The organism is Archaeoglobus veneficus SNP6, from assembly GCF_000194625.1.
Taxonomy (GTDB): Archaea; Halobacteriota; Archaeoglobi; order Archaeoglobales; family Archaeoglobaceae; genus Archaeoglobus_C; species Archaeoglobus_C veneficus.
In genome coordinates this window covers 1493104-1510116 of the sequence record NC_015320.1, presented here as the reverse complement: position 1 = coordinate 1510116, position 17013 = coordinate 1493104, and the positions used below count along the sequence as shown (strand labels likewise).

Here is a 17013-nt window from a genome sequence, read left to right as displayed (position 1 = left end):
TCTAAAATAAAAATTTAGGTTATTCTTCCACGCCAAGTTTTTTCTTCAGCTCTTCTATCTGCTTTTCAAGCTCTTCGATGTCCTTGAATCCAATTTCTTTAACGCCGACACCTGCGAGAGCCCAGAAGAGTCTTGCAACGACAACGATGAGCTTTCCTGCGTAGCCCGGTGCATGGGGGAGAAGTGATGCCGCGAGATCGCCAAAGGCTTCGAGATCTTCTTTACTGAGTTCGTTAACCTTTTCGCTTGCATAGCCCAGCAGGGTTATTCCAGAGCCGAGAACCCGCTCACGGGCTGCATAATACTTCGCAACCTCGCTTGTAATGCGGTGCACACCCATTTTTGACACCTCCAATATTTACTATGCTTAACCTCCTATTTATTATTTGCTAAAATTATGAAATCTTGCAAAGAAAATAAGAGCGCCGTGAGGTTAGAATCTCAAGTTGGGGCTTCTGCTGAAAAATATTTTTAAAAATAAAATTTCTAAATTATAGTGGGTTGCAGTCAATTCCGCAATTCCTGTGGTGTAATGTGCACGACTCTATATTAGGAGGTGAAAAAGAAACAAAAAGAGATTAGATGTCGAGATACTTCATGAACTCCCACGGCGTGATGTAGAGGCAGTACTGGTTCCACTCGTCGATCTTTATCTCCATGAATGCATCGAATATGTGGCTGCCGAGCACCTTCTGTATGACCTCGTCGCTTGCGAGGTGGTCGAGTGCATCTCTGAGAGTCGTTGGCAGTTCTCCAACACCGAATTCCTTCTTCTCCTTTGGCGAGAGCTCGTAGACATCCTTCATCAGCGGGTCGCCGGGGTCGATCTTCTTCTTTATGCCGTCCAGACCAGCAGCGAGCATTGCTGCAAATGCAAGGTACGGGTTGCAGCTCGGATCTGCACCTCTGTACTCAACTCTGATCGCAGATGGCTTCTTCAGGTACATTGGCACTCTAACCAGTGCAGACCTGTTGCGCGGGCTCCAGCAGATGTAAATCGGAGCCTCGAAGCCCGGAACGAGGCGCTTGTAGGAGTTCACTGTTGGGGCACAGAGAGCAGTCAGCGCCTTGGCGTGCTCAAGCAGACCACCGATGTAGTAGCGGGCAGTCTGGCTCAGCATGAACTCGTCGTCGGGATCAGCGAACAGTGCCTCTCCGCTGAACGGCTCGCCCTTCCACAGGCTCTGGTGGGTGTGCATTCCGCTTGCGTTGTCGAGGTAGAGCGGCTTTGGCATGAACGTGGCGACCATTCCGTACATTGCTGCGATGTTCTTTGCTGCGAACTTGTAGAGGTAGAACGCATCTCCAACATCAACGAGCTGCTTTGGCTTGAAGTCGAGCTCAACCTGGCCTGCAGTAGCAACCTCGTGGTGGTGGTACTCTACATCAACGCCAAGCTGCTCGAGGTAGTAAACCAGCTCATTTCTGTATTCTACGGTCGTGTCCTCAGGTGGAGCCCTGAAGTAACCCTCCTTGGGCCTTATTATAAATCCTCCCGGTGTAACCTCGGGGCTGTCTGGCATTACTCTTGGCGGGCCCCATGAGTCTCCAGCACCGCCATTTGGCGAGACCCACATGTCCCATGTGAGCCTTGTGGGGTCAGCGGAATCGAAAACGAAGAACTCGATTTCTGGTCCGAAGATGGCAGTCTTGCCCTCATCGCCCAGCATCTTCTGCAGGCGCTTTGCAACGTATCCTCTCGGGTCACAGTTTGCAACTTCCGTTCCCCACGCTTCATAACAGTCTCCAAACATTATGGCAGTCTTCTGAACGGGGTCGTCAATCCATGGGATTATTTTTATTGTTGATGGATCTGGCACCCAGACCATGTCACTCTGCTCAATGGTCTTGAAACCCCTTACAGAAGAGCCGTCAAAGCCAATTCCCTCGAATGCACTGCCATCCGTGAATTCTCTTGCTGGAATGGAGAACATCTGCAGATAGCCACGGACATCGCAGAAAGCACACAAAACTTGCTTTACATTGTTCTCCTTAAGGATTTTTACAGCTTCCTCTGTCATTTCATCACCCTTTCTATACTTTTTCAGCAAACGAAGTGCCTCACTATATAATCTTTTCTCCATCGTCATGTTATCTGATAATTTTTTATCCAGATATTTAAACTGAATAAAACTTGCTTCAAAACAATCGTAGGGAATTTTTTTAAGCCCTCTGACCAACTTTTAGCATGGATAAGCCTGTACTCCAGGTTGCCCTCGACCTCCTCGAGTTGAAAAGGGCAGTTGAAATTGCTGGGGAAGCCCTTGAGGGGGGAGCTGACTGGATTGAAGTCGGTACGCCCCTCATCAAGAGTGAGGGAATGAATGCTATTCGGGAGATTAAGAGGAGTTATGGCTGCACAGTTGTTGCAGACATGAAGACCGTGGATGTGGGGAGCGTAGAGGTTGAGATGGCTGCAAAAAGCGGGGCTGATATTGTCGTCGTACTTGCCCTTAGCTCTGACTCAACGATAGGCGAGGCTCTCAGAGCAGCAAGAAAGTACGGCTGCAAGCTGATGGTTGATCTGATTAACCATCCTAATCCTCTTGAAAGGGCAAAGGAGGTTGAAGAGTTTGCCGACTATATAAATGTTCACGTGGGCATAGACCAGCAGATGCTCGGATTCGATCCCGTTGAAATAATGGAGAAGATTGTTAGGGAGGTTAACGTTCCCGTTGCCGTTGCTGGAGGGCTTGATGCGGAAAAAGCAGCCTTTTGCGTTTCGAAGGGGGCAAGTATCGTCATTGTTGGCAGCAACGTGATAAAGTCGAGAGACGTGAGAAGTGCCGCAAGGAAGGTTAGAGAAGCGATAGATGCAGCTTTTCGAGGTGGAAAGTTTGAGATTGAAAGAAGGACTCTGGAAGAAGAAACGAGGAAAATTCTGCTTGAGGTTTCCACACCTAACATCAGCGATGCCATGCACAGGAGCCCGGCTATGAGAGACATTTATCCGATTGTCAGGGGGAAGAAAATAGTTGGGAAGGCTGTTACGGTTCTGACAATGGATGGGGACTGGGCGAAGCCTGTAGAAGCCATAGATGCTGCCGGGAAGGGTGATGTTATAGTGATAAAGTGCTCCGGAGACACCACAGCGGTCTGGGGAGAGCTGGCAACGAGGAGCTGTCTGAACAAGGGAATTGAGGGTGTTGTGATTGACGGGGCTGTGAGAGATGTTGACGACATCAGAGCTCTTGGTTATCCTGTTTTTGCAAAGCGCGAAGTGCCAAATGCTGGCGAGCCCAAGGGCTTTGGGGAGATAAACGTCAGGATTGTGTGTGGGGGCATTGAGGTAAACCCCGGGGACTGGATAGTTGCCGATGATAACGGGGTAATGGTAATTCCAGAGCAGAGGGCGTATGAGATTGCGAGGAGGGCGCTGGAGGTTAAAAAGCACGAGGAACGAGTCAGGGCGGAGATAGAAGAAAAAGGCAGGACGCTTGCAGAAGTCGTGGAACTCTACAAGTGGGAAAAGGTCAGATGAACGGACTTTAATTTCTGTTCCACCTTTGGGCTCGCCCAGACTACCGGCTTGTTCTCCCCGGCGAGAAACTTTCTGCTTTTGAGGTATGCGAAGCTTGCGCCTATGAACCCTTCCACCTGTCTGCCGGGCATGATTTTCTCCATTTCCTGAAATGTGAGGCCAATGGGCGTCATCTTTTTGTAACTTCGATCAACTATGCCGAATCCATCAAGCTCAGGTATGTAGAAAATTATGAGCTGGTGAAGTGCCGTCAGTGGCGGGTAGCTAAGTACCGAGTGCAGCTTAACTCTTTCGATCCCGAATTTCCTGGCAAACTCGTTTACACCTTCAAACTCGTCAACGCCAAGCTGTCTACCTTTCGGAACCCTTATGAAGAGTTTTGAGCGCAGAGCTCTCTCGTAGGTAATTCCGCAGGGTGAAGGTCTATCGGGGGTGATTATGCAGAAGTGATCGGGTATGTGGCTTTGACATGATGTGCAGCAGAGGAAGAAGATAGCTTTTTCCTCCATGCTATTGATGATACTCTCCTATTATTTATAAGTTTTTAGGCCTTTTAATTGTGATATTCATAATCTTAAAGTTAATTATTTAAAATGTTATTAGTCAGTATCGACATCATAGCCTTAGGGTACTACACCAGAAACCGCAAACACGAAGTCAGCAGGATTGAACACAGAAACCAAAAGCGTAAAAACTTCGCAGTCAGTCCTGCTCTTGCATGGTTCAGGTAGGGGTTATTGGTTCGGGAAATTGTGATGGCGAGTTATTCAGCATTGCGGAGAGAGTTGGCGAGATTTTAGCTGAAAGAGGCTGCATTGTCATTAACGGCGGACTTGGGGGAGTTATGGAGGCGAGCGCCAAGGGAGCAAGAAGAAAAGGCGGAACAGTCATCGGTATACTCCCCACTGCCGATAAAAAGTACGCGAATCCCTACGTAAGTGTCACCATCGCGACGAATATGGGGCATGCGAGGAACATGATAATCGTTCATTCCAGCGATGCTCTCATTGCTATAGGTGGCGAGTACGGAACAATTTCTGAGATGGCAATAGCTCTGAAGGAAGGAAAGCGCGTGGTGGCTATACAACCCCCTGTCGTGCTTCCCGGGCTGATAGTTGCCGAAACGCCCGAGGAGGCGGTTGAAAAAGCTCTGGAGGGGTTCGAATGATTAGGGAGATTTCTGTGGAGCTGGGCATGAACGAGATGGCTGACATAACGGATGAGGTAAGGAAATTCGTAAAGGAGAGTGGCAAAAACGAAGGAGCAGTTCTCATCTTCAACGTTGGCTCAACTGGAGCGATAACGACTATAGAGTATGAACCAGGCTTGAAGAAAGATTTTCCGCGCATAATGGACAGAATAGCGCCGTATGGCGAGGATTACGAGCACCACAAGACCTGGCACGACGACAACGGTTCGAGTCACATCAAGGCGAGCATCGTCGGTCCAAGCTTGGTTGTGCCCTTCAGCAATGGCGAACTTTTGCTGGGCACATGGCAGCAGATAGTTGTTGTGAACTTTGACACGGGAAGGAGACGAAGGCGAGTAATTCTACAGATCCTCTAAAATTTGGCCTTCTTCAAAAACCACACTTCGAGCTTGAGACAGTTTCTTGCCTCACAATCTTTTTCGAGGCAGCCGAAGCAGGGAGGAAGACCCGTCAGATCTTCCATTCTCTCCATTATTGCCTGGAGGCTTAGCTCTTCCTCCTCTTCCTCTTCCTCCTCTGCTCCGGCCGGGACTATTTTGAAGGTTTTAACTCCGTCAACTACAACCTCTACTCTTCTTATCAGTCCTTCTTTTTCGAGCTTTCTCAGTATTCTCGAGCACTTGCTGCTATCTATTTTGAGTTCTTTCCACAGGTCTTTCTGGAGAATAGCCCCTTTCTCCTCGAGAATCTGTAGAATCTCTTCTCTTGTATCCATCAGGGGTTCTCCTTCTTTTTTTAAAATAAATTACTCTTCAAAGGGCTGAATCAGTATCACGTTGTTACCCCTGAGGACGAGATTTCCAAGGTTTCTCAGTTTCTCTCCGTTTTTGTACTCCACGGCATTCGACATGTAGATGTTCATGTAATCGTCAACGCTTTCGAGTCTTCCAACAAGATCGCTTTCCTCACCCTTCATTTCGACCCTGATCGTCTTGCCTACGAGTGACCTGACCATCTGATTCGGAAGCATAGTAATCACCTCCCTATTTTTGGCGACCATATATTTTATAGTTTGCCTTGCCAACAATTTGACCAGCGAGACAACAGAATATCAAAAACCGTATATATATCTTCTGCTACCCCTACGGCTATGTCAATTCTTGTTACAGGAGGAGCAGGCTTCATCGGTAGCCATGTTGTAGATAGGCTCGTTGAAATGGGTGAGGATGTAATCATTGTAGATAACCTTTCATCCGGCAGTAAGGAGTACGTTAATCCTGAAGCTGACCTTCACGTTATAGACTTGACGGATTCTGAAAAGCTTGAAGAGGTTATGAGAGGAGTGGAGGAAGTCTGGCACATCGCCGCAAATCCGGACGTAAGGATTGGAAGCGAGAACCCTCAGGCAATATATGACAACAATGTGCTCGCAACCTACCGCCTGCTCGAGGCGATGAGAAAGGTTGGGGTTGGCAGGATTGTTTTCACATCAACCTCAACCGTTTACGGCGAGGCTCCGACACCAACGCCTGAAGACTACCCCACGATACCTATATCCATCTACGGTGCTTCGAAAGTTGCGTGCGAGGCTCTTATAGCATCGTATTGTCACACATTCGAAATGCAGAGCTGGATTTATCGATTCGCCAACGTTATTGGCAAAAGGAGTAACCACGGAGTAATATATGACTTTATCATGAAGCTAAAGAGAAATCCAAACGAACTTGAGATACTTGGCGATGGGGAGCAGAACAAGTCGTACATATACATATCCGACTGCGTTGACGGGATGTTTTACGGTTTGAAGAGCAACGAGGTTGTCAACATTTTCAACATTGGTAGCGAGGATCAGGTAAAGGTGAAGAGGATTGCAGAAATCGTCTGCGAGGAAATGGGCCTGAATCCTGTTTTCAGGTTCACTGGAGGCAGGAGGGGCTGGAAGGGCGATGTTCCGGTTATGCTGCTTTCGATAGAAAAGCTCAAGGCCATTGGGTGGAGGCCGAAGTACTCTTCGGAGGAAGCAGTAAGACTCGCAACGAGAGATCTGCTGGACGACCTCGGTAGGGATTGACTGCCTTTAGCGTGTTAGCAAAAATTAAAGACTCTTCTCGAAAATCTTTCTCAGTTCTGTCTCGCCAACGGGTTTGGGACAGAGGACGAGTAACCTCTTTAGCTTGAGTGTTTTATCCACGAGTTCGGGGATATCATCTCTGCTTATTCCGAGTTCTGGCAGCGACGGTATTCCTGCTTCCTCCATCAGCCTGCTGATTCCTTCAGCAGCAGAATCGGCTTTGAGTAATTCGGCAATTCTTCTCACCTTCTCAGGGACTGCACTCTCTATGAATTCAAGGACTGCCCGGGCTGTTGAAGCGACGCAAACTCCATGCGGAGCGTGCTTTAACCCGCCTATTGCGTGGGATGCTGCGTGAGGGATGTGAACACCGGCGTTTCCAAAGGCCATTCCAGCCATGTAGCTCGCAATGGCCATGTTGAGTCTTGCTGTGGCGTTGCCGTTCATGGATGCGATAAAGTTCTCACCTATCAGCTCTATTGCCTTCTCGGCAGTAGCATCGCTCAAAGGAGTTGAGCCGGAGTAAAAGTACGTTTCAACCTCGCCGTATGGTCTGCACGTGTAAGCTTCAATCGCGTGCATCAGCGCATCCATCCCTGCACTGGCCGCAACGCTCTTCGGAGCCTCGATGCTTCCATCTATAATCGCCAGGCTTGGAAGCATACTCTCCTGAATTATCCCTACCTTCATGTTCAGCTCTGGCAATTTAACGACCGCAGCGCATGTGGTTTCGCTTCCCGTTCCAAAGGTCGTGGGGATTGCAATAAGCGGTTTAAGCTTTTCTACCTGCTTTCCCTTTCCAATAGGTTCAGGGATGTAGTCATAGATATCTGCTTGACCGTTCGTGCAGAGATTTATGAGCTTTGCCGCGTCGATTGAGCTACCGCCGCCTACTGCTATGAAAACATCTGGTTTGATCTCCTTTGCCGCACAGACTCCCTCCTCTATCACGTACACATCCGGCTCCGGCTTAACACCATCCCACAGAACAAACTCAACACCTTCAGCCTCGATGCTTTTAATGGCTTTTCTACACACATCGCTTTTTCCAACGTTTTTTCCCGTGACAACCATTACACGCTCTGCTCCGAGCTTTTTCAACTCACTACCCAGAACAGAAACTGTGTCAAATCCGATGATTGCCTTCGCTGCTCTAAACCTGAAAGAGAGCATGTTTTTCCCTGAACTTACTACTTTCTCCTTACCCTCGCCACAACGTCTCCCGGGGAGACCTTGCTCCCCTCTGTGACGTTCACGGATTCGACGACCCCATCGAAGGGAGTGGTTATGGGGTTTTCCATTTTCATTGCTTCGAGAATCAGTATTGCCTCACCCTCCTTTACCTCCTCGCCAGGGTTCTTTAGCACCTTTGTAACGATTCCTGCCATCGCAACTGTAATAGCTTCTCCATCGCCTGACTCTCCAGCCTCTCCAGAATCGAGGAGAATGAGGGGTGTGCCGGCGTTTACTTTTTCTCCCTCTTTTACGAGTATCTTCTTCACGACGCCGCTTGAAGGAGCAGCAATCTCACTTTCCATCTTCATCGCTTCGAGAACGAGAAGTGGCTGTCCCTTTTCGACCTTCTCTCCCTCTTCGACGACGATCCTGACTATCGTTCCGGCCATTTCCGCCCTCACTTCGTTACCACTAATGGCCTCAACTTCCTGAGTTTCCTCTATTATCAGCGTAGCACGCTTTCCATTGACAGACACTTCAAAAAGCGGTGGTTTTGCGCTTATAATTTCGACGTTGAATTTTTTATCATTGACTTTAATGTCGTACCTCATCGTATATTGCGGGGCAGGGGAGTTTATTAACCTTGCTCATTCGAGGGCAAAAGATTTTAATGAATTCGAAATATCACTGTTCATGGAAATTAGAAAACTCCAGCTTATCGGCGGCTCAAGCTATATGGTGAGCCTGCCCAAGAGCTGGATTACGGCCAACTCTCTCAGAAAAGGTGACGAACTCGTTCTCCACGTTGATACGAATCACATCAGAATTCACCCGAAGAAGTGCAGTTCGGTGTCAAAAGGCCATGTAAAGCTCCCTCGATGTGATTTCAGTTTTTTAAAGCGTTTCATGCATTCCCTCTATGTTCAGGGGCTTGACGAGATTATTGTTGAAGGGGACTTTAATCAGGGTTTTATTACGAGGATGAGCGACATAGCGAGAAATCTGATAGGAATGGAGATAATCGACGCAAAACCGAACAAAGTTACTCTCAAGTGTATTGCTGAGGTGGAACTTGTAGATGTGCTCAACAGGCTCTCTCAGATTGTATCCACGATGTTCCAGCTTCTCGAAACTGGTATAAAGAAAAACAACCCCCGTGAACTCCTTGAGGTCACTAAACTCGAAAGGGATGCTGATAGGCTCTACATGCTTGCAGTGAGACAGGAAAACAAACTTTTGAAGGAACTTTCTTGTCCAAGCAAGTGGAGTGACCTGCGCTTCGTCCTCGGTACGAGAGTAGTATCAAAGCATCTCGAGGACATAGCAGATTTGCTTTACAGCTTTTCCATTAAAGTTTCTGCTTCCCCGTCTGCTTTTTCCAGCTTCGTCCCAATTCTTGTGGAAGCGAAACGAGTCTTTGAAAGAGCCTACGCTGCGTACACGGGCAGTGATGTTCTGATGGCCGAAGATGCAATAAACGCCGCCGAACAGCTCCAGAAAGTTGCGAGCGGAGAGCTTCTGTGCGTTTCGATGCTGGTGAGGGGGGTTGGAGAGGTAGCTTTCAACAAGGCCGTCAGGGAGTCAGCGAGCGAAGATTGAGCAGTGAATTGACGCTTATAGCTGCCAGTGCCAGCGCTGGAAGAGCAGCAACTATGGTTGCACTTCTTCTGTCCAGATTCCTTGCGTGCATTATCCCGAATCTCCACAGGGTGAACTGCCACATAAGGGCTGCGAGCCCGAGCAGGGTGGATGCAAGCACCATATCGCTGCTCTTTAAAGCCTCCAGGCCATACTGCTCTACGAGTCTTGCGTTTTCGAGAGTAATGTAGAAGTTCGCCGGGAAAAGGGCTATCGAGGGAACGAAACTGTAGGCTGTCAGCTTCAGCGTGCTCTTAAACTCACCTTTTCCATCAAAAATTGCAGTGATTCCGTGGAAAATTGCCGCTATAACACTCCACATTATGAACACTCCTACTGCTGGCGAGATTATGGATGCAACATATGTGGTATCTGCAACAATCCTTGCCTGCTCTGCTGGCACTTTTTCCACCATTTGTTCGTAGATTGACTCTGAAATAGGTTCCGCGATCAGATATCCGTTTATCGATGCTAAAATTGCCGAAATCAGTACGATTGCGAAACCCCTCCAGAACTTCTGCTCCTTTTCCACTCTGAAGAACTCGTCAGGATTGAAAAGCAAATCAAGCATACAAAATAATGTGTTGCAGATATATATTAAATATTTGCTGAAGCTATTGAAGATTGTTGCTCCGCTAACCGACCCGGGATCATGCTTCATCACCCGGGCGTGGGAGCGGAGCAATGTACTGTTGCACTTCGAAGTATTTTAGCTTTATTGGTTGTTGATGTACTGTGTAGTATCCCAAAATTATTTCACAACCCTAAACCCAACTCTTGTGAGAAAACTAACGAACAAAAAGATCAGGTGGATAATCAGACAACTTGACAGAGGAACTCCAGTGAAGGAAATAGCTGCTGTGATGAGAGTAACACCAAGAAGAATCTACCAGATTAAAAAACAATACGAGGAAACAGGAGAAATTCCAGAACTGAGACAATCGGGAAGAAAACCCAAACAGATAGACAAAGAGATAGAACAAATAATCCTGCAAACCTACAACAAATACAGACTCAGCCCAGTTCCACTGGAAAAGCTGATAGAAAGAGATTATGGAATTCACATTCCGCACAACACCATATACAAAGTTTTACTCAAACACGGTTTGGTGGAGGAGAACATGAACAAGAAGAAGAGGAGGAAATGGGTTAGATACGAGAGAAAACACTCCATGTCCTTATGGCAGGGAGACTGGAAAATGCTTGGAGAGAAGTGGATAATAGCCTTTATGGATGATGCTTCTCGCTTCATAACCTGCTACGGTGTTTTTGATTCCGCTACAACTGAGAACACAATCAGAGTTCTGAGAAAGGGATTCGCTGAATATGGCATTCCAGATGAGATTCTTACTGATCACGGAACCCAATTTGTTGCTGCAAAAAGCAGAGAGAAGGCTAGGCACAAGTTTAAAGAATTCTTGAAGGAGAATGGAATAAGGCACATTCTGGCGAGGGTAAACCACCCTCAAACCAATGGAAAGATAGAGAGGTTCTTTGGTTTGATGGAGCAGAAAATTGGTCTTTTTGAATCGCTGGATGAGTTTGTTTACTGGTATAATTACGTGAAGCCTCACATGAGCCTGAATTTTGATGAACTGGAGATTCCTTATCAGGCGTTTCTGAGAAAGTTGCCCGCTGAAAGGGTGTTTGAGTTTAGCGGGAGGTGGTTGATTGAGGAGTGAAATTATTTCGGGATACCACAGTTGTTGATGTACTGTGCGTGTTTCTAAAAAATGGGTATAGAGAGTCGTTGGGAGGATTTCTACCATCGTAAAACTCTCTTAGCGTTTGAAGTTACAGGTTATTTTTGAAATACCTTGTGAGGCTACTCCCTTAAGGTCCGACCGAAGCCCGGCTCTATCAGGACCTCGCCCCCCTCAAGAGCTTTAACGCCCCGTACGTAAACCTGAGATGGAAATATTGCTTCAAACCCCTCGTAGGGCGTCCATCCAGCCATGGAATGGAGGGTACTTCCTCTGATCTTTTCAACCTTGGAGAAATCGAAGATGGCCAAGTTCGCATAGTTTCCGACTTCTATTCCTCCGTACCCTCTCAGTCCGAATATCGCAGCCGGATTCGTGGACAGTCTTTCGGTGACAGTTTTTATTCCCACAACTCCTTTTCTTACGAGGGCGAGCATGAGTGGGTACATCGTTTCGACTCCGGGAAATCCTGGCACACCCTCTTTTTTCTCTTCTGGTGTGTGTGGGGCGTGGTCAGAGGCTATTATGTCCACTGCTGCGATATTTTCGAGCAAGGCTATGGCATTTTCCTTGCTCCTGAGTGGTGGATTAACGTTGACAAAGCCGTTCAGCCTTTCCGCGTCGGCAATGGAGAGCAGCAGGTGATGCGGTGTTACTTCTGCCGTAGAACTCGAGCTACCTATAAGTTCCACGCTTTCTACAGTCGAAATGTGGCAGAAGTGGAAACTATCCATTTCAACACACTTCTTCACAGCCTTAATCTCTGCTTCCGGAGGCCTGCAATCGAAGTTGGGGATGTCGTTGCACTTCACGAGTTCTGCATCCTCTGCGTGGACTGTTATTCTGTGAATACCCGCGACTTTCTTTAAGGTCTCGTAGCTAACCTGCATCGTTGAATGCTGGAGGAAAACCTCTCCAACTGCCGGAATAACGTAACCTTTCTCCTCGATTTTCTTCAGAATTACTCCTATTTTCTCGGCGTTTTCTTCGGTCAGGGCAACGTTCAGGCCGTAGTCGATGTATGATTTCTTCTCTGCCCTCTTTACCCTCTCTAAGTACGCGTCTGCATCCGTTATCGCTGGATTGCAGTTGGGCTGGTCTACTGCGAGACAAACTCCTCCATGAAGTGCTGAGAGTGAGCCAGTTTCAATCGTTTCCTTGTGCTTTTCTTTGAAGTCTCTGAAGTGAACGTGAACATCTATTGCAGCAGGTAGAATAATTCCTCTTACATTTTTACCGTCGAGTTCTTTTCTTATCTGGAGGATTCTCTCTTCAAACTCGATTCCCGCCTCAACAATCTCGCCGTGGTAGAGGATTTTCCCTCTGAGAATCATTTAGGGTCATAGGGAACAAAGATTTATATACTATTCCGTAAAGTTTCGAAAGTAGTTTTATGCCGGAAATGTGTGATGGCGAGAATACCGGAACGGAGAATGTAATATGCTGGGAATGTAATATATCTGGGTGAGGGGAGAATATCATGAAATCAATAGTTGAGGAGGCTCTGGCAAGGGCTGAAAGAGAGAAGGAGAGACGATACGAGCCGGCTGAGAATGTAGAAGACGAGATACTGCAGATGCTGCACGAACTGAAGACCGAAATCAAGGTAATCGGTATTGGTGGCAGTGGTTGCAACACAATTTCGAGAATGTTTGAGGAGGGTATTGCCGGCGCGGAACTCATCGCAATAAACACAGATGTCCAGCACCTTTACTATACAAGGGCTCATAAGAGGCTCCTGATTGGAAAAAGGCGAACGAGAGGTCTCGGAGCTGGAAGCCTGCCGCAGGTAGGTGAGGAAGCGGCGAGAGAAAATGAGGAGGAAATCAAGGGACTTGTTGAAGGAGCGGACCTCGTTTTCGTTACGTGCGGTCTGGGTGGTGGAACCGGAACTGGAGCTGCTCCAGTTGTATGTGAGGCTGCTCAGGATGCAGGAGCACTCACTATTGCTATTGTTACATTCCCGTTCTCTGCTGAGGGTGCAATCAGAAGGGCTAACGCCGAAGCAGGCCTTGAAAGGCTGAGGGAAGTAGCCGATACCGTAATAGTAATCCCCAACGACCGCCTGCTTGAGGTAGTCCCCAACTACCCGCTGCAGCTTGCATTTAAGGTTGCAGACGAAATCCTTATGAGAGCTGTTAAGGGCATAACCGAACTTATCACCAAACCAGCGCTCGTTAACCTCGACTTTGCGGATGTGCGCACAATAATGGAGAAGGGCGGCGTAGCGATGATAGGTCTTGGAGAAGCAAGCGGCGAGGACAAGGCAGCAGAATCGGTTAGAAAGGCTTTGAAGAGTCCACTGCTTGAAGTGGATGTGTCGGGAGCGAAGGCTGCGCTCGTGAACGTTACTGGCGGCCCTGACATGACCATAGAAGAGGCAGAGAGTGTGGTCGAGGAAATCTACAGCAAGGTCGATCCAGACGCAAGAATTATATGGGGTGCCATGGTTGACCCCGAACTCGAGAACACAATGAGGACGCTGGTAATTATTACCGGCGTCAGGTCGCCGCAGATACTCGGGAAGAAGACCCAGGTGACCAAGAAGTTTGGAATAGACTTCGTAAGGTGATCATGGAATATGATCGACACAAACGTCAACGTCGGTAGTTTCAGAGAGAAACTCAAGGAGTACATCAACGTCCTCAAGATGACAAGGAAGCCGGATAGAGAGGAGTTCCTGATGACCGCAAAAGTAGCTATCGCAGTGATGTTCACTATAGGCTTTCTGGGCTTCGTGATCTACCTGCTTATGGATGTGCTGCCGGGGGCACTGCGATGAATAGGTTCTTTGCAATAAAGACGACAGCGAACCAGGAGAGGGTTGTGGCGAACCTGATGGAAATGGCTGTTAAAAAGTACGAGCTTGGAGTGTACTCGATTCTCGCCCCCAAAGAGCTGAAGGGATACGTGATTGTCGAAGCAGAGAAAATGGAAGATTTGCTCAAGGCAATAAGGGGCCTTCCACACGTGAAGGGTGTTGTTAAGGGCGAAGTAAACTTCTCTGAAATCGAACACTTCCTCACACCAAGGAAGGCCGCTGAGCAGATTAAGGAAGGCTTTACGGTCGAAATTATTTCAGGCCCCTTCAAAGGGGAGCTTGCAGTTGTGAAGCGCGTTGACGAAGCGAAGAACGAGATAACCGTCGAACTTATCGAGGCGGTAGTTCCAATACCGGTCACGGTTAAGGCAGACCACGTCAGAGTCGTGGATAAGAAAGAAGAGGAGGTGTGACAATGAGGGTAGTTGAAGTTCTCGTTCCTGGCGGAAAGGCAACACCGGGACCGCCCCTTGGCCCGGTAATCGGTCCTCTCGGTCTGAATGTCAAGCAGGTCGTTGACAGGATCAACGAAGCTACCAAGGAGTTTGATGGGCTTTCAGTTCCCGTTAAGATCATAGTAAAGGAAGACAGAACTTTCGATATAGAGGTAGGTATTCCACCAACGTCCGCCCTCGTAAAACGAGAGCTGAAAATTGAGAAAGGTTCAAGCAAGACGGGAAGGGAGTTCGTCGGCGATCTGACGATGGAGCAGGTCATAAAGATTGCAAAGATGAAGAAGGACGAAATGCTCAGCTACACAGTGAAAGCAGCGGTAAAGGAAGTCCTCGGCACGTGTGTTTCCATGGGTGTGACCGTTGAGGGCAAGCATCCAAAGGACGTACAGAAAGAAATCGACGAAGGTCTTATTGAGATTCCGGAAGAATAATTTTTTATCCTTTTACTTCTTTGTCTATTGTGTGGATTGCTTTTGCAAGCCTTAGCTTAATAATTTCTGCAACCCTTTCTGGTCGTTCTGCGAAATAAACGTACCCGACCCAACCTCTTTGAATGAGCTTCCTTTTTACGATTCCTTCCTCGAGCATTCTTTTGAGCCTTGTGCGGACTATTCTCGTTGAGAGCTGTAGCTCTCTCGCAATCTCGCTTACGGTCATTCCTCCCTTCTGTAGGAGTAGCTTGTAGATTTCGACCTCCGACGTGTGGAAAATCATTGACCTCAGAAGTCTGTTTACCGTGTCGAGCATGCTGTTCACCGCCATCGTTCTATGAACTACAAAGTTCATCGATGGTAAATAGGTTTTTCGGGGTTTCATTTATGGATATTAGCAAAGTTTTTAACTGCTCGTAGCAAGTGTGAGCAGGTGATTTGATGGATGAAGAATTTCAGAAATTGTTTGAGAAAGCCATGAATGCGAGAAATCCGGAAGAAGAAGTCGAATTTTTCTCGAAGTGTCTTGAAATGGAGCCCGAGAACATATATGTCCTGAATAATCTTGGAATAGCTCTTTACGAACTCGGAAGAATTGATGAGGCTATATCATACATAGATAGAGCGCTCGAACTCAATCCCGATTACGCTGATGCATGGTATAATAGAGGTATTGTGCTATCAGATGCGGGAAAGTATGATGAAGCGATTGCCTGCTTTGAAAAGGCCATTGCTTTAAACCCCGATGATGCGGCTGCGTGGAATAATATGGGTCTTGCGTACTATGAATCAGGAAATATGGGAAAGGCAATTGAGTGCTACAGGAAGTGCGTCAGCATTGACGAAGAGCACGCTGCAGCGTGGTACAACATGGGTCTTGCATACTACGAATCTGGAAGGTTCAACAAAGCAGAGGAGAGCTTTAAGAAAGCCCTCGAGCTGGATGAGTCTGTTGATACTCTGAACAACCTTGGTATAGTTTACGGAAAGCTCAGGCAGTATGAAATGGCCATGGAGTGTTTCAACAGAATCCTCGAAATCGATCCCGAGAACTCTGCTGCAACTTACAACCTTCTTATCCTGAAAAGGCTGATGGAAAAGGAGGGCTGAGCGGCTTGTCGGGGTTAGATCTGGGAAAAGTTAAGAAGGTTCTCGAGAACGTAAAGGGACTCGAAAACGTGGTAGTGTACCTCGTAAATCCAACTCCGGAGATGGAGGAATTTGCGAAGCTGGAGGAGTTTGGAGTAAAGGTAGAAGTTCAGGAGGACGGTGGAGAACCAGCAATCATTCTTCAGAGAGACGGTATCTCCATAACGTACAACGCAGCGCCACTTCAGATGGAGTTCGAGCCGTTTCTAAGGACTTTATCAAGGCTTGCGGAAATGAACAGCGGGCTCAGTGATGAGAATGTTAAAAAGCTTGAAGGATGCAAAGCAGAGGTCATCGTTTTCGTAGCTCCCTTCTGCCCCCACTGTGCGAAGGTCGTCGAGATAGCGAACAAAATGGCCATAGCAAATCCAGACATAAAAGTCAGAATAGTTGACGTTTCAGTCCTTCCCGACCTCGGGGGCAAGTATGGTGTAACGTCCGCCCCCACCGTAATTATAAATGGAGAAATAAAACTCGTGGGTGAGCTGAGCGAAAACGAGCTCGTTGAATGGGTCGCAAAGGCTAACAAGGACTATAAGCTCGATTACATCGTTACGCTCCTCAGAGAAGGAAGAATCGATGAAGTGAGGGAAATGGTTGAGAGAAACCCGGAGGACTTGGATGTTCTGGGGGATGTACTCAAACAGCCGGAGATAATGGCAAGGGTTGGAGCAATGGTTCTTCTCGAGAGGTTATTCAGGGAAGACCCAGAGAAAGTCAGGGCTGTAAAGGAGAAGATAATGAAACTCCTGCAAAGCGAGGATTCAACAGTTCTCCAGGATGCGGCCTTTATACTCGGCAAAATCGGCGAGAAGAAAGACATATCAGCTCTTGAATCGCTCCTCAAAAGCGAGGACAGTGATGTCAGGGAAGCTGCCAAGGAGGCCATTGAGGAAATCGAGGGTAGAAACTGAAGTTTATCTTAACGTTAAACCTGA

General features: G+C 47.7%; 22 protein-coding genes. 12 read left to right on the top strand and 10 right to left on the bottom strand.

All coding sequences use genetic code 11. The features are described from left to right. Positions 1 to 19: 19 nt before the first annotated feature. On the bottom strand, positions 20 to 340 hold the full coding sequence (locus ARCVE_RS08370) for a hypothetical protein (RefSeq protein ID WP_013684340.1): 321 nt from the start codon (positions 338 to 340) through the stop codon (positions 20 to 22). Positions 341 to 578: 238 nt separating this feature from the next. After that, positions 579 to 2021 carry a type I glutamate--ammonia ligase gene (glnA, locus tag ARCVE_RS08365; RefSeq protein ID WP_048086261.1) on the bottom strand — a complete coding sequence of 481 codons (1443 nt, stop codon included), beginning with the start codon at positions 2019 to 2021 and terminating at the stop codon, positions 579 to 581. A 167-nt stretch (positions 2022 to 2188) separates the two neighbouring features. On the opposite strand from glnA, the gene ARCVE_RS08360 reads away from it, so the two are divergent. Next, positions 2189 to 3481, top strand: a complete 1293-nt coding sequence (locus ARCVE_RS08360; RefSeq protein WP_013684338.1) for a bifunctional hexulose-6-phosphate synthase/ribonuclease regulator — start codon at positions 2189 to 2191, stop codon at positions 3479 to 3481. Here the strand turns inward: ARCVE_RS08360 and ARCVE_RS08355 are convergent. Continuing rightward, positions 3457 to 3990 carry a hypothetical protein gene (locus ARCVE_RS08355; protein WP_052302981.1) on the bottom strand — a complete coding sequence of 178 codons (534 nt, stop codon included), beginning with the start codon at positions 3988 to 3990 and terminating at the stop codon, positions 3457 to 3459. The genes ARCVE_RS08360 and ARCVE_RS08355 overlap by 25 nt on opposite strands. Positions 3991 to 4199: 209 nt before the next feature. Here ARCVE_RS08355 and ARCVE_RS08350 point away from each other — a divergent pair, with 209 nt between their 5' ends. Next, positions 4200 to 4649 (top strand): TIGR00725 family protein, encoded by a 450-nt coding sequence (locus tag ARCVE_RS08350; RefSeq protein WP_013684337.1) that lies wholly within the window; start codon positions 4200 to 4202, stop codon positions 4647 to 4649. Further along, positions 4646 to 5047, top strand: coding sequence for a secondary thiamine-phosphate synthase enzyme YjbQ (locus ARCVE_RS08345; protein ID WP_013684336.1), 402 nt, complete (start codon positions 4646 to 4648; stop codon positions 5045 to 5047). The genes ARCVE_RS08350 and ARCVE_RS08345 overlap by 4 nt, the downstream gene beginning before the upstream one ends. Here ARCVE_RS08345 and ARCVE_RS08340 read toward each other — a convergent pair. Both ARCVE_RS08340 and ARCVE_RS08335 read right to left on the bottom strand, forming a co-directional pair. Further along, the gene (locus ARCVE_RS08340; RefSeq protein WP_013684335.1) at positions 5044 to 5406 is read right to left on the bottom strand and encodes a helix-turn-helix transcriptional regulator; all 363 of its coding nucleotides are present in this window, start codon (positions 5404 to 5406) and stop codon (positions 5044 to 5046) included. The two genes, ARCVE_RS08345 and ARCVE_RS08340, sit on opposite strands and share 4 nt — an antisense overlap. A gap of 30 nt (positions 5407 to 5436) precedes the next feature. Then, a complete protein-coding gene (locus ARCVE_RS08335) occupies positions 5437 to 5661 on the bottom strand; it encodes an LSM domain-containing protein (RefSeq protein WP_013684334.1) in 225 nt (74 codons plus the stop codon). A gap of 120 nt (positions 5662 to 5781) precedes the next feature. Between ARCVE_RS08335 and ARCVE_RS08330 the strand changes: the two genes are divergently transcribed. Beyond that, a complete protein-coding gene (locus ARCVE_RS08330; protein WP_013684333.1) occupies positions 5782 to 6702 on the top strand; it encodes an NAD-dependent epimerase/dehydratase family protein in 921 nt (306 codons plus the stop codon). A gap of 24 nt (positions 6703 to 6726) precedes the next feature. Here ARCVE_RS08330 and ARCVE_RS08325 read toward each other — a convergent pair whose 3' ends face one another. Both ARCVE_RS08325 and ARCVE_RS11550 read right to left on the bottom strand, forming a co-directional pair. Beyond that, entirely contained in the window at positions 6727 to 7875 is a 1149-nt protein-coding gene (locus ARCVE_RS08325) for a hydroxyacid-oxoacid transhydrogenase (protein WP_013684332.1), read from the bottom strand. Positions 7876 to 7892: 17 nt separating this feature from the next. Continuing rightward, a complete protein-coding gene (locus tag ARCVE_RS11550; RefSeq protein ID WP_013684331.1) occupies positions 7893 to 8489 on the bottom strand; it encodes a biotin/lipoyl-containing protein in 597 nt (198 codons plus the stop codon). An 82-nt stretch (positions 8490 to 8571) separates the two neighbouring features. Here ARCVE_RS11550 and ARCVE_RS08315 point away from each other — a divergent pair, with 82 nt between their 5' ends. Beyond that, positions 8572 to 9477 (top strand): phosphate signaling complex PhoU family protein, encoded by a 906-nt coding sequence (locus ARCVE_RS08315; RefSeq protein WP_013684330.1) that lies wholly within the window; start codon positions 8572 to 8574, stop codon positions 9475 to 9477. Here the strand turns inward: ARCVE_RS08315 and ARCVE_RS08310 are convergent. After that, positions 9452 to 10087 (bottom strand): Yip1 family protein, encoded by a 636-nt coding sequence (locus ARCVE_RS08310; RefSeq protein WP_013684329.1) that lies wholly within the window; start codon positions 10085 to 10087, stop codon positions 9452 to 9454. The two genes, ARCVE_RS08315 and ARCVE_RS08310, sit on opposite strands and share 26 nt — an antisense overlap. A gap of 208 nt (positions 10088 to 10295) precedes the next feature. Here ARCVE_RS08310 and ARCVE_RS08305 point away from each other — a divergent pair, with 208 nt between their 5' ends. Then, complete coding sequence (locus ARCVE_RS08305; RefSeq protein WP_013683952.1) at positions 10296 to 11198, top strand: IS481 family transposase; 903 nt, start codon at positions 10296 to 10298, stop codon at positions 11196 to 11198. A gap of 143 nt (positions 11199 to 11341) precedes the next feature. Here ARCVE_RS08305 and ARCVE_RS08300 read toward each other — a convergent pair whose 3' ends face one another. Then, the gene (locus ARCVE_RS08300; RefSeq protein WP_013684327.1) at positions 11342 to 12553 is read right to left on the bottom strand and encodes a dihydroorotase; all 1212 of its coding nucleotides are present in this window, start codon (positions 12551 to 12553) and stop codon (positions 11342 to 11344) included. A 146-nt stretch (positions 12554 to 12699) separates the two neighbouring features. Between ARCVE_RS08300 and ftsZ the strand changes: the two genes are divergently transcribed. Genes ftsZ through ARCVE_RS08280 form a run of 4 tightly spaced genes read left to right on the top strand, consistent with a single transcriptional unit; the run spans position 12700 to position 14926 of the window. Further along, entirely contained in the window at positions 12700 to 13791 is a 1092-nt protein-coding gene (gene ftsZ, locus ARCVE_RS08295; protein ID WP_013684326.1) for a cell division protein FtsZ, read from the top strand. Between the two features lie 9 nt (positions 13792 to 13800). Next, positions 13801 to 14001 carry a protein translocase SEC61 complex subunit gamma gene (locus ARCVE_RS08290; protein ID WP_013684325.1) on the top strand — a complete coding sequence of 67 codons (201 nt, stop codon included), beginning with the start codon at positions 13801 to 13803 and terminating at the stop codon, positions 13999 to 14001. Beyond that, positions 13998 to 14453, top strand: a complete 456-nt coding sequence (locus ARCVE_RS08285; RefSeq protein ID WP_013684324.1) for a transcription elongation factor Spt5 — start codon at positions 13998 to 14000, stop codon at positions 14451 to 14453. The genes ARCVE_RS08290 and ARCVE_RS08285 overlap by 4 nt, the downstream gene beginning before the upstream one ends. Next, complete coding sequence (locus tag ARCVE_RS08280) at positions 14450 to 14926, top strand: 50S ribosomal protein L11 (RefSeq protein WP_156786043.1); 477 nt, start codon at positions 14450 to 14452, stop codon at positions 14924 to 14926. The genes ARCVE_RS08285 and ARCVE_RS08280 overlap by 4 nt, the downstream gene beginning before the upstream one ends. A 4-nt stretch (positions 14927 to 14930) precedes the next feature. Here ARCVE_RS08280 and ARCVE_RS08275 read toward each other — a convergent pair whose 3' ends face one another. Further along, the gene (locus ARCVE_RS08275) at positions 14931 to 15242 is read right to left on the bottom strand and encodes a winged helix-turn-helix transcriptional regulator (RefSeq protein ID WP_013684322.1); all 312 of its coding nucleotides are present in this window, start codon (positions 15240 to 15242) and stop codon (positions 14931 to 14933) included. A 125-nt stretch (positions 15243 to 15367) separates the two neighbouring features. On the opposite strand from ARCVE_RS08275, the gene ARCVE_RS08270 reads away from it, so the two are divergent. Together ARCVE_RS08270 and ARCVE_RS08265 are read left to right on the top strand one after the other, a co-directional pair. Next, complete coding sequence (locus tag ARCVE_RS08270; RefSeq protein ID WP_013684321.1) at positions 15368 to 16036, top strand: tetratricopeptide repeat protein; 669 nt, start codon at positions 15368 to 15370, stop codon at positions 16034 to 16036. A 5-nt stretch (positions 16037 to 16041) separates the two neighbouring features. Then, positions 16042 to 16989 (top strand): thioredoxin family protein, encoded by a 948-nt coding sequence (locus ARCVE_RS08265; RefSeq protein WP_013684320.1) that lies wholly within the window; start codon positions 16042 to 16044, stop codon positions 16987 to 16989. Positions 16990 to 17013: the final 24 nt, after the last annotated feature.